The sequence below is a fragment of the Vibrio gelatinilyticus genome, assembly GCF_022836845.1.
GTDB classification, from domain to species: Bacteria; Pseudomonadota; Gammaproteobacteria; order Enterobacterales; family Vibrionaceae; genus Vibrio; species Vibrio gelatinilyticus.
The window spans coordinates 42,902-54,774 of record NZ_JAJNNZ010000011.1 but is presented as its reverse complement, the minus strand read 5'-3'; the positions used below and the strand labels follow the sequence as shown (position 1 = coordinate 54,774).

Here is an 11,873-nt window from a genome sequence, read left to right as displayed (position 1 = left end):
GCTATGAAAAATAAAAAGAATGTAGCGAATAGTTACTCAACGCCGATGGTAATCTCGGTGGCATTGCATGCCCTGTTAATTGTCGCGTTGCTTTGGGGAACGGATTTCACCATGAGCGATCCGGAACCAGCTGGCATGGTGCAAGCTGTGGTTATCGATCCTGCGAAAGTCAGGCAGCAAGCGAACGAGATCCGAAAGCAGCGTCAAACGGCGGCTAAGAAAGAACAAGATAGGCTCGATAAACTGCGCCGTGAAAGCGAACAGCTTGAGCGCAACCGCAAAGCGGAAGAAGAGCGTATTCGTAAGTTAAAGCAGCAACAAGCAAACGAAGCGAAAGCGACTCGCGAAGCGGAAAAACGCAGAAAACTTGAAAAAGAAAAAACCGCCAAGGCTGAGGCTGAACGTAAAGCTAAAGAACAAGCGGTGAAAAAAGCCGAGCAGAAACGCTTAGCAGCCGAAGCCGCGATCCTTGTAGCCGAGCAGCAACGTCTTGAAAAAGAGGCGGCGATTGCAAAAGCAGAGCAGCAGCGCGTAGCAGAAGAAAAAGCAGCTAAAGCCGCACAAGAAAAGGCCAGACTTGAAAAAGAGGCGGCAGAGCGTGCCGAGAAGCAGCGTATAGAAAAAGAGAAAGCCGCCAAAGAAGCTGCCGAGAAAGCGAGAAAAGAGCAAGAAAGACTGCAGCAGCTAGAGCGAGAGCGTAAAGAGCAAGAAGCGGCGCTCAGTGATATTTTTAGTGGATTAGAAACTGAATCAGCGCAAAACACGACGGCACGCTCTAGGCATGTGAGCTCAGAAGTGCAGCGTATGGGGGCCATTTATACCCAGCTGATTCAACAAAAACTATTGCTAGAGGACAGCTTTAGGGGAAAGTCTTGTCGAGTTAACTTAAGGCTCATACCTGCTGGCAGTGGAGCGATTGCTGGTCAGGTAAAAGTGCTCGATGGCGATAGCCGCTTATGTGCAGCGACACGAAGCGCAATAGCTCAAGTAGGCACATTCCCGCTGTCGAAAGAAAGCGATGTGAATGAAAAACTGAAGAACATCAACTTAACCGTAGTACCAGAGTAAAAGGAAAAGCTTGTGATTAGGCGATTACTGATAGGAATGGCATTCATCGTAGGCAGCAGCCTACAGCTAGCAAATGCCGCGCTCGAACTCGTTATTACCGATGGCATTGATTCAGCAAGGCCGATAGCCATTGTCCCATTTAAATGGGAGGGGCCAGGCAAACTGCCTCATGACGTTTCGGCGGTAATTTCCTCGGATTTGCAACGCAGCGGAAAATTTAGCCCGGTTTCCACCAGTGACATGCCACAAACGCCTTTTGATGCGTCACAGGTTAACTTTGGCGCCTGGACATCGATAGGTGTAGACGCATTATTAACAGGGACGATCACCTTAAACGCTGAAAATAACTACGTTATTCAATATCAATTGATCGACGTTGTACGTGGACAACTAACGGGTGGTAAGTCAAAAGCGCTGAGTGATGATGGCCAACTGGTCCTTTCAAACGATCACATTTTGTTTAAGAAGCAAGCGTCGGTACCAGGCCCTCGCTTGAGAGAATACGCACACCGAATCTCCGATTTGGTGTATGAAGAACTGACAGGCGAGCGTGGTGCTTTCATGACTCGTATCGCCTATGTCGTTGTAAATGATAAGGATTCATACCCTTATCAAATGCGCGTAGCCGACTACGACGGTTACAACGAACGTATGGTATTGCGTTCTAAGCAGCCACTTATGTCGCCTGCATGGTCGCCCGATGGTGAGAAGTTAGCTTACGTGAGCTTCCAAAACGGTCAGGCTGAAATATTCATTATGAATATTTACACAGGTAAAAGAGAAAAAATAACGTCATTCCCACGTCACAATGGTGCGCCAAGATTCTCTCCTGACGGAAAGACATTAGCATTGGTACTGTCAAAGACCGGAAGTTTGCATGTTTATACATTAGATCTAGAAACGCGCAAGCTACGCCAAATTACTAGGGGAAGGTCAAATAATACAGAACCATTTTGGAAACCAGATGGAAAATCGCTTATTTTTACCTCTGATAGGGGTGGTAACCCTCAGATTTATGGAGTAAATTTGTCTGATGGTAAAACTCGTAGACTAACATGGCAAGGCAGCCAAAACCTTGGTGGGCAGATCACCCCCGATGGTCGCTTCCTAGTCATGGTCAATCGCTCTAACTCTGGATTTAACCTTGCAAAGCAAGATTTAGAAACAGGAGCAGTTCAGATTCTAACAAAAACGTTGTTAGACGAATCGCCGAGCATTGCACCGAACGGAGCTATGGTCATCTATAGCTCGATGTATAACAAAATTAACGTGTTATCAATGGTTTCTATTGACGGACGTTTTAAAGCTAGATTACCGGCAACAAATGGGCGTGTAAGAGCACCCGCATGGTCACCGTTTTTATAGCAACTTACTTTAATATTTAAGGGAAAGAACAATGCAACTAAATAAAGTTTTTAAAGGGCTGCTAATTGCACTACCTGTACTGGCAATGACGGCTTGTAGCTCTAGCGAAGACGCAGCCTCAACATCTGCTTCAGAAACAAACAACAATGCAGCAGTCGTTGAAGAAACCACAACAGTAGCTACGCCAGTTGAAGAAACTGTACAGCTTACTGAGCAAGAAATGAAAGAAAAAGCGCTACGTGAAAACCAAACTATTTACTTCGCTTTTGACAACTCTACAATCGCGGGCGACTACGAAGATATGCTAGCAGCACACGCAGCGTACCTGAGCAAAGATGCGTCTCTTAAAGTGACTATCGAAGGTCACGCTGATGAGCGCGGTACTCCTGAGTACAACATCGCACTAGGTGAGCGTCGTGCACAAGCTATTGCTAAATACATCCAAGCTCTTGGTGTACAAGCTGACCAGATCTCTATCGTAAGCTACGGTGAAGAGAAGCCACTACTACTTGGCCAATCTGAAGATGCATACGCGAAGAACCGTCGTGCAGTTTTAGTATACTAATTAACGGTTAAATGAGGTTTGAACCTTATGAAAGGTAACTTACAGCGCACTTTTGTGCTTACGTTACTAACCGTAGCAGCGAGCCCTGTGCTCGCTGCTAAAGCACCAGTTACCGATCTCAATGCGTCAGCTACTTCGACATCGACCGTTGTTTCTGTCGCCTCGGCGCACGCTGCAAGTAACGAAACTGATGTTGAACGGTTAGAACGACTACTCCAAAATCGCAATCGCGTTCAATTGCAAATGCAAACGCAAATGGACGAGATGGCACTCGAAATCAGTGAGCTAAGAGGTCAATTAGAGCGTAATAGCTACAATATGGAGCAAATGCTTCAGCGTCAGCGCGATCTGTTCATTGATCTTGATAAGCTTCGCAGTCAAATGGGTACTGCAGCGGTCGCCAGCACCGCAACACAAGAAAAAAAGCCTTCGAAGGGGACATTTAGTACCAACGCCGATGAGCAAACCGCTTACCAAAATTCCGTTGATTTGATCTTGAAAAAGAAAGATTACACCGGCGCAATCGCGGCCTTCAAGCAGTTTCAAACAGATTACCCAGACTCAAGTTTCGCTCCGAACACTCACTATTGGTTAGGCCAGCTTTACTTTGCTCAACGCCAGGACAAAGAAGCTGAACAGAGTTTTAAAGCGGTGTTAGAGTTCCAAGACTCAAACAAACGTGCCGACGCTCTGGTTAAGCTCGGAGACATTGCCAAACGCGGCAATGATTTGGAAACCGCCAAGAAATACTATCAACGCGTCGTTGATGAGCACCCAACCAGTTCATCGGCCAAAGTCGCGACATCCAGATTAAAGTAACCTAAGTCATTAACTTAAGTTTACTCACAAACAAAAAGAGCGCATTCACTGCGCTCTTTTTGTCTGTTGTGGTGGGTTATTATTCGATAGTTTGATGTGTGGTTGGGCTTGCTATTATCGCCGGTAGGGATAGCTTTTGTTTTTCTATTCAGAACTGGGTACAATACTCGGATTAATTGGAAGTAGCATAGAGCAGCCGCTATGAGCCACATCTTAGATACAATCGATACTGTTTACCCGTTTCCACCAAAACCGATCCCACTGACGGATCAAGAGAAACAACAGTACATTCAAAATATTAAAGCGCTTCTTGTTGAGAAAGACGCTGTACTCATCGCCCATTACTATACCGACCCAGAAATCCAGGCTCTTGCAGAAGAGACCGGTGGCTTTGTTGGTGATTCATTAGAAATGGCCAAATTCGGTAACCGTCACCCAGCGTCAACATTGATCATCGCGGGTGTGCGCTTTATGGGCGAATCTGCAAAAATCCTGACTCCAGAGAAACGCATTTTAATGCCAACTCTTGAAGCTGAATGCTCACTTGATTTGGGTTGTCCTGCCGACAAGTTCTCTGAGTTTTGTGATGCACACCCAGATCATACAGTGGTTGTATACGCCAATACTTCAGCTGCCGTTAAGGCTCGTGCCGATTGGGTTGTGACCTCAAGTATCGCGCTAGAAATCGTTGAGTCACTTGACTCCGAAGGCAAGCCAATCATCTGGGGTCCAGACCGTCACTTAGGCTCTTACATTGCCAAGCAAACAGGTGCTGAAATGCTACTGTGGCAAGGTGAGTGTATTGTTCATGATGAGTTCTCGGCCAAAGCACTGAAAGACATGAAATCTGTCTACCCAGATGCCGCAATCCTTGTTCACCCTGAGTCTCCGGCAAGCGTTGTTGAATTGGCAGACGCGGTTGGTTCTACTAGCCAGTTGATCAAATCAGCGAAAGAGCTTCCTAACAAGCAGCTGATTGTCGCAACCGACAAAGGCATTTTCTTTAAGATGCAACAACTGGTGCCAGAAAAAGAACTTATTGAAGCGCCAACAGCAGGCGCTGGTGCAACGTGCCGCAGCTGTGCTCACTGCCCGTGGATGGCAATGAACGGTCTTAAAGCAATTGATGCAGCACTGCGTGAAGGCGGTGAAGAGCACGAAATCTTCGTTGATGATGAGTTAAGAGTGAAATCCCTTATCCCATTAAATCGCATGCTTGATTTTGCAGAGCAGCTGCAAATCCAGGTGAAAGGCAACGCTTAATCGTGTTTTGCTCAATAGAAAAAACCAGCTCACTAGCTGGTTTTTTTTATGCGTGCTATAAAAGCAATAGATGAAAGCAAAACGGGTAAAAGAAATTGGTCATTTGGTATCAGCTTAGAAAGTGGCTGCAATTGCATCTGTTTGATTTAAAGCTCAAAAACCTAGTATTCGCCTTACTCATTTACTTGGGGACGAGTTGGTGTTTGCTGTACATTACGAATGAGATGGCAATTGCAGGGTCATTTTCTGATTTTATTTATTTCATATTGGTCACCGCGTCGACTGTGGGATATGGCGACATGTCGCCTAGCTCAACAGCAGGGAAGTGGGTGGCCGTGTTGTTTATCATTCCCGGTGGATTAACCTTATTTGCCGCATTATTAGGAAGAGTGGCGGCACAAGGGCTGGAATACTGGCGCGCAGGGCAGCTAGGCAGAAGGAGAGTAAAAGTGGACAATCACATCTTATTGTTGGGTTGGAACGGCCAGCGAACCATTCACTTGATCCGTATGTTGCAGCACGAAGAAACCGGCAGACGCCCGATTGTACTATGCAGCCGCTCGGACATTGAAAACCCTTTGCTCGGGGAGATCGAATTTGTCAAAGTGACCAGCTACACTGATGGCCGCGAAATGGAAAAAGCCAATATTGAAAGTGCCAGCTGTATTTTGATTGATAACCCTGAAGACGACATCACGCTCTCTGCGGCCCTGTATTGTGCTAATCGCAACCCTAATGCACATTTACTCGCGTACTTTAAAGACGAAGCGCTTAGCGACCTGTTGCATCAGCATTGCCCTAATTCTGAATGCATACCCGCCGTCGGGGCAGAGATGCTTGCCAAGGCGGCGGTTGATCCTGGCTCGAGTGCGCTTCATCAAGAACTGCTGAGCTCTACGCGAGGCATGACACAATACTCAGTGATGTATCCCGAAGAACAGCCTCAAACGACCACATCTACCCTGTTTCACTGGATGAAGAGCGAGTATCAATCGACTCTTATCGCCGTCGATGTTGGTCAGGGAATAGAGCTCAATCCCGAGCTAGATAAAATCATCCACCCAGGGAACAAACTGTTCTATATCGCAGATGAGCGCATCGAAAAGTTCCATTGGCCAAGCTGATCTATTAGTTGACGGTTAAGGTGATTCTTTTTAATGCTTAAATCAAGACACAAAAAAACGGCTCATTGTTCAATGAGCCGTTTATTTAATGTTGAGCCGATTACTGGTTTTCTGCCAATACCGCGCCTTTTTGAGTAATACCACATAGCATGACAGGCATGGCGTTGAAGATTTCTTCAAACTGCTCTAATCCTTCCATTCCCTGCTGCTGCAAAGTCGCAATAGATGTCTCGGTATCGTAGAGCATACTTAGCGAAAGTAGCACGCCACCAAGCAGTGCGTTGTCTTCGCTGTCTTCTGGCATTAGGGTTTCCCAATCGTCGCGGCTAAGTTGCCAGCCTTGCAAAAAGCCTTCACAGAAAAAGCGCGTTGCTTCGTTTACGATGTCTTCTTCATCCAATTGGCATTCTTGTGGCCACGCCCAGGTACCATCAAGCAAAGCGGGGCGATACTCGTTCCACATTGCTATAATCATATCGATGTACTGCTCGAAGTGATCTGCGTTAGTAAAAGGTGCGGTTTCTTCTCCCCCCCATAAAAACGCAAGCCACTCTTCTGGCGGGAGTAGATTTGGCGCAGATGCCATTGAAGCAATAAACCCTTGTGTTTGAGCTTGATTTAGGAGTTTTCCGTCCAGTTCTGGCTGGGCAAGTATGTCTTTTAACGTCAAAATGATTTACCGTAAAGGCGAGAAGTAAAGCGTTATAGTAGCAACCAATTGTCGATGACAAAAGTAGAAAAGGGATGCATACAGGGAAATGTATATTCGGTCTTCACTAAAAAAGAAAAGCATAATCGCGCTCTCCGTTTATCTAACGTTTTTTGTAGCCGTATTGGCAAGCATCACGTATTTCGTGGTGCAGTCACCAATTCGAACAACCCTAGAAACCAACTTAGATATAAAAAGCGAGCTATTGGCCGCAGAGATCAAATCGCCCCTTGATAGCGCAAGCAGCACATTGGGTAGTTTAGTTGCCATGGCGGAAGGCAACACCAATATTGACATTGCCGATACCATGTTGCGCCGCTTATTCTCGCCACAAGGCAGTATCGTAGTTAGTGGGGGCATTTGGCCAGAGCCGTACTCTGTTGATCCTGATGTTCGTCTGGCAAGCCTATTCTATAACCGCAGCCAATCTGGCGAAGTAGATAAAATCGACCTGTGGAACAATCCACAATCACCCGGTTACGATATCGAGCCGTGGTACACCTCCGTAAAACACACCGCGCCCGATACGGTTATGTGGTCTGAAGTTTACATCGACCCTTACACCCATGTTCAAATGATCACCGCATCATCACCGTATTACCTTAAAGGTCAATTTGCCGGTGTAGTTACAGTAGACTTATCGTTGTCTGACTTAGTGAATTATGTCAATTCTCGGGCTCAAGATCATGGACTCGGCATCATTATTTTAGACGGCTCGCGCACGGTCATTACCGAGCACAACTATAGGTTGAGTCGTGACATTTATGTTAGTGAGCTGGCGTTTGGTGACTTTGACTGGAGCATCAAAGCGGTGAACGCACGCAAAGGCGTAGCGGATCAAGTGTTCGAGATCGTCACAGGCATCGAAATTGCCATTGTCCCTATTTTGTTATTGTGCGTGATGGTGGGTTACTACCTCATCAACCGCTACCTGATAAACCCCGTGACACAAATCGCTCGTAAAGCGCAAGAATCGCGACTTGGTGGCACCATAGATATGGACTATCGAAGCCTTGATGAAATTCGCTCACTCATCGATAATTTCAACCGTAAAACCATGTACCTGGAGCGTGAACGCGTTAAAGCGCAAGCGTCTACCAACGCCAAAACGGCCTTTTTGGCTACGTTGTCTCATGAGATCCGCACGCCAATGAACGGTGTACTGGGCACCGCGCAGCTGTTATTAAAAACTGAGCTAACACTAGAACAAAGAAAACATCTTAAAACCTTGTACGATTCGGGCGATCATATGATGGCGCTCCTCAATGAGATTCTGGATTACTCCAAGATCGAACAAGGGCGATTAGAGCTAGAGCGTGTTCCGTTTTCATTAAGCTCGATAATTGGCAGTATCCACAGTATTTATCACACCTTGTGCGTAGAGAAAGGCTTAACCTTTGAGGTGACATCAACAGTACCAAAAGATCGTTGGTACATAGGCGATAAAGCACGATTGCGTCAGGTGCTGTTTAACCTAATCAACAACGCCGTTAAGTTTACAGGGCAAGGCTCGGTGCAAGTTCATATTAGTGAATGCGAGATCGATGGCAAAAACACACTGAGAATGAGCGTATCCGACACAGGAATTGGCATATCAAGCGAAGCTCAGAAAAGGATATTCAAACCTTTCGAGCAGGCAGAATCGGGCACTACACGTCGTTACGGCGGCACAGGGTTAGGGCTTGCAATTGTAAAACAGATAGCCAAAGCGATGCATGGCGACATACACGTGCACAGTGCTCCGGGGTTAGGTTCCACATTCGAAGTCACCGCCGAGCTCAGCCAATGCGAACCACAAAAGACAGAAGCGGCCATCGAGCGCGAGGGGAATTACCAGGGGCTGCGGGTTCTTATTGTGGAAGACAATAAAACCAACACCATTATTATTAATGCCTTTATGAAAAAGAAAGGGTTTGCGACGCACAGTGTTGAGAACGGTGAACTCGCACTCAAAGCATTAGACGAGCAAACTTACGACCTAATATTGATGGACAACCACATGCCAGTAATGGACGGGGTAGAGACCATCACAGAGATCCGCAAGCTCGCCAACGAAAAGCAACACACCTTAATCTTTGGTTGTACCGCTGATGTCTTTAAAGAGACCCGAAAAAAAATGTTAGGTGCAGGGGCTGACTTTATCCTGGCCAAACCCATAGACGATCGCATTCTAAACGATGCATTGCACCAGTACTCCGAAAAACTGTTCCAGTTTGCTGCAGCAAGGGTTCACTCATAGCCCAGCCATAAGAAGATTGCATAACACAGACAAAGGCCAAACACTCAAGTTTGGCCTTTTTGCCATTAATTCTTCACATTTGTCACTGATAGACACTAAATCAACAGAAACCTAAGCCAGATTGAGTAATTAACTTACAGTTAGGCAATTGTAACTCGCTGAAACTGATGGTTTAGGGTGGAAAAACATCGACCAGACAGAACTTAGTGTAATTAACTGGTTTTTCCTTTCAAAATGGTGGTTTATTTACCTTGGTCTTTTAAATTTGGTATGTAAAACTATAAACTTAGTGGTTTAATAGCGCGCTCAACTGGTTAGTCGTTACATATATAGTTTTCTGTATTGCGCCTGTCTTTTTATTTGGTTTTATCTCCTAGAGGAATTTGACGTTGAAGCCTAAAGGTCCTTTTTGCCTGCGTAATGCCGCGGCAGACACGTTTGCAATGGTTGTGTTCTGTTTCATCACTGGCATGTTGATTGAAATTTTGGTGTCTGGAATGACATTAGAACAATCGCTAGCGTCAAGGTTACTGTCTATTCCTGTCAATATTGCTATTGCCTGGCCATACGGCGTATTTCGCGATTGGGCATTGCGCCAGGGCGCCAAAGTGTCTGATTCTGGTTTCATGAAATCCATTGCCGATCTGATGGCGTACGTGGCGTTCCAATCGCCAGTATACGCAGCGATTCTATTTACAGTAGGCGCATCTACTGACCAGATCATCACTGCGGTTTCGAGCAACGCCATCGTTTCTTGTGGTATGGGGGTACTTTACGGCTATTTTCTCGACTATTGCCGCAAGTGGTTTAAAGTACCGGGCTATTGCCAAAACGCCTAACAAGCACAGAACGCGAACTGGTTTGATTTGATTTTGATCGAATTAGTCACAAAGTAGGCAAACAGTTAAAAAAGAGCGCTTTTTTCTGAGTTTAGGCTTGACCATCTGGCCGATAATCATTAAATTAGCGCCTCGTTAGCCAACAGCGTTAACAAACAATACGGTGAGTTGTCCGAGTGGCTGAAGGAGCACGCCTGGAAAGTGTGTATACGGCAACGTATCGAGAGTTCGAATCTCTCACTCACCGCCACATTCGAGCCCCTAGACGCGTCTAGGGGCTTTTTTCGTTTTATAACTCATTGTTTTATATCGAATCCCAAGTCTCACAACGTTCCATCCGTCCTCTACAATCCCAAGTACTGTTGTATGCCTAAGTGTATGCTTCTAAGATTTGAAAGAAATCGGCATACATTTGCGTCAAAAATGCAGCATACAGTTTACGGGGGAGCAGGATTGCCAAGTTTCTTATTCCATTTTTATCTCTTTGAAAAACATAGATTCACCTGTTTTGCATACTTTAATTTTGAGGGAGCCGAATAGGTCAAAAATCTGCGTACTGTGTGGTTAATTTCCGATAGAAAGGAGAGAACAATGGCAAAACTAACGGCAAGAGAAGTATCGACAGCGAAACCCAGAGAGAAGGCCTATCGACTAGGGGATGGAGGTAACTTGTACCTTCATGTAAGAAGCAGTGGAGCAAGATCGTGGGAGTTTCGTTATGTAAAGCCTTCGACAGGCAAGCCCACGTTTACTGGGTTAGGCTCATTTCCGGATTTGTCGCTTGCTGAGGCGAGGCAGAAAGCAACAGAGCTAAGACGCATTGTCGCCGATGGTATCGACCCACAGTTGGTTAAGATTGAGCAAAAAGCCAAGTTAGCAAGTGAGCAGGCGAATACATTTAAGGCTGTTGCCGAATTGTGGATAGACATGAAGCAAAACCGAATCACGCCCAAAACGCTTGAAGGCAACTGGCGGAAGCTTGAACTCTATGCCTTCCCGCTATTAGGTTCCATTCCCATAACCAAGATCACAGCTCCAATGGCAATCGCAGCTTTAAAGCCATTGGAAGATAAGGGTTTACTCGAGACTGTTAAGCGTACCGCACAACTTATGAATGAAGTAATGACTTATGCGGTCAATGCGGGACTAATCCACTCGAACCCTTTGAGTGGTATAAGGGAAGTGTTCAAAAAGGCTAAAGTAACGCACATGAAAGCCCTGAAGCCTGAGGAACTGTCTGAACTTGTTCAAGCTATTGCACGAGCCAATATGGCTATTACCACAAAGTGCTTAATAGAGTGGCAACTACACACGATGACTCGCCCCATCGAAGCAGCGGCGGCAACGTGGGATGAGATCGATGTAGAACAGAAACTATGGATAATTCCAGCTCATCGAATGAAGGCGAGACGTGAGCATGTGATTCCATTATCGCCACAATGTATGGCTATTCTAGAAACTATACGTCCGGTCAGTGGACACAGAGAGTTTATCTTTCCTTCAATACGTGATCCCAAGAAGCATACTGACTCAGAATCAATCAATAAGGCATTAGGTCGAATTGGTTTTCACGGTAGGACAACCGCGCATGGTTTGCGCTCGTTGGCGTCAACAACTCTCAATGAACAAGGTTTTAACCCAGACGTAATAGAAGCTGCATTATCACACTCAGACAAGAACGCAATTCGCAAAGCCTACAATCGCACGACTTATCTAGAGCGCAGGCGTCCACTGATGGATTGGTGGAGCAAGAGAATTGAAGAGGCTAGCTACGGAACGGTGTCGATCACTGGGTACCGTTCTTTAAAGGCAGTATAGCGTTTGGGTGCTCTGGTACCGATGAACATTCGAAATGAGAAAATCGCTGCCACTAATCGATAAA

10 protein-coding genes and 1 tRNA gene are annotated in these 11,873 nt (G+C 46.0%); 10 read left to right on the top strand and 1 reads right to left on the bottom strand.

Going from position 1 to position 11,873, the window contains the following annotated elements:
* The first annotated feature begins 3 nt into the window (after positions 1-3).
* The 6 genes from tolA (at position 4) to LNL84_RS13745 (ending at position 6,204) form a co-directional block, all read left to right on the top strand.
* Positions 4-1,068, top strand: a complete 1,065-nt coding sequence (gene tolA, locus LNL84_RS13770) for a cell envelope integrity protein TolA (RefSeq protein ID WP_244358148.1) — start codon at positions 4-6, stop codon at positions 1,066-1,068.
* A gap of 36 nt (positions 1,069-1,104) precedes the next feature.
* Complete coding sequence (tolB, locus tag LNL84_RS13765; RefSeq protein WP_279611037.1) at positions 1,105-2,433, top strand: Tol-Pal system beta propeller repeat protein TolB; 1,329 nt, start codon at positions 1,105-1,107, stop codon at positions 2,431-2,433.
* Positions 2,434-2,464: 31 nt separating this feature from the next.
* Positions 2,465-2,998, top strand: a complete 534-nt coding sequence (pal, locus tag LNL84_RS13760; protein WP_244358146.1) for a peptidoglycan-associated lipoprotein Pal — start codon at positions 2,465-2,467, stop codon at positions 2,996-2,998.
* A gap of 27 nt (positions 2,999-3,025) precedes the next feature.
* Positions 3,026-3,817, top strand: coding sequence for a tol-pal system protein YbgF (gene ybgF / locus LNL84_RS13755; protein ID WP_244358145.1), 792 nt, complete (start codon positions 3,026-3,028; stop codon positions 3,815-3,817).
* A gap of 201 nt (positions 3,818-4,018) precedes the next feature.
* Positions 4,019-5,080, top strand: coding sequence for a quinolinate synthase NadA (gene nadA, locus LNL84_RS13750; RefSeq protein ID WP_244358144.1), 1,062 nt, complete (start codon positions 4,019-4,021; stop codon positions 5,078-5,080).
* Positions 5,081-5,175: 95 nt separating this feature from the next.
* Complete coding sequence (locus tag LNL84_RS13745; protein WP_244358143.1) at positions 5,176-6,204, top strand: potassium channel family protein; 1,029 nt, start codon at positions 5,176-5,178, stop codon at positions 6,202-6,204.
* A 100-nt stretch (positions 6,205-6,304) separates the two neighbouring features.
* Here the strand turns inward: LNL84_RS13745 and LNL84_RS13740 are convergent, their stop codons facing one another.
* Entirely contained in the window at positions 6,305-6,874 is a 570-nt protein-coding gene (locus LNL84_RS13740; RefSeq protein ID WP_244358142.1) for a UPF0149 family protein, read from the bottom strand.
* Positions 6,875-6,962: 88 nt separating this feature from the next.
* Between LNL84_RS13740 and LNL84_RS13735 the strand changes: the two genes are divergently transcribed.
* From LNL84_RS13735 to LNL84_RS13720, 4 genes are all read left to right on the top strand, one after another.
* A complete protein-coding gene (locus tag LNL84_RS13735; RefSeq protein WP_244358141.1) occupies positions 6,963-9,152 on the top strand; it encodes a hybrid sensor histidine kinase/response regulator in 2,190 nt (729 codons plus the stop codon).
* A gap of 389 nt (positions 9,153-9,541) precedes the next feature.
* On the top strand, positions 9,542-9,991 hold the full coding sequence (locus tag LNL84_RS13730) for an L-alanine exporter AlaE (RefSeq protein ID WP_244358140.1): 450 nt from the start codon (positions 9,542-9,544) through the stop codon (positions 9,989-9,991).
* Positions 9,992-10,153: 162 nt separating this feature from the next.
* Positions 10,154-10,241, top strand: a tRNA-Ser gene (locus LNL84_RS13725).
* Positions 10,242-10,582: 341 nt separating this feature from the next.
* Positions 10,583-11,809 carry an integrase domain-containing protein gene (locus LNL84_RS13720; protein ID WP_244358139.1) on the top strand — a complete coding sequence of 409 codons (1,227 nt, stop codon included), beginning with the start codon at positions 10,583-10,585 and terminating at the stop codon, positions 11,807-11,809.
* Positions 11,810-11,873 lie beyond the last annotated feature (64 nt).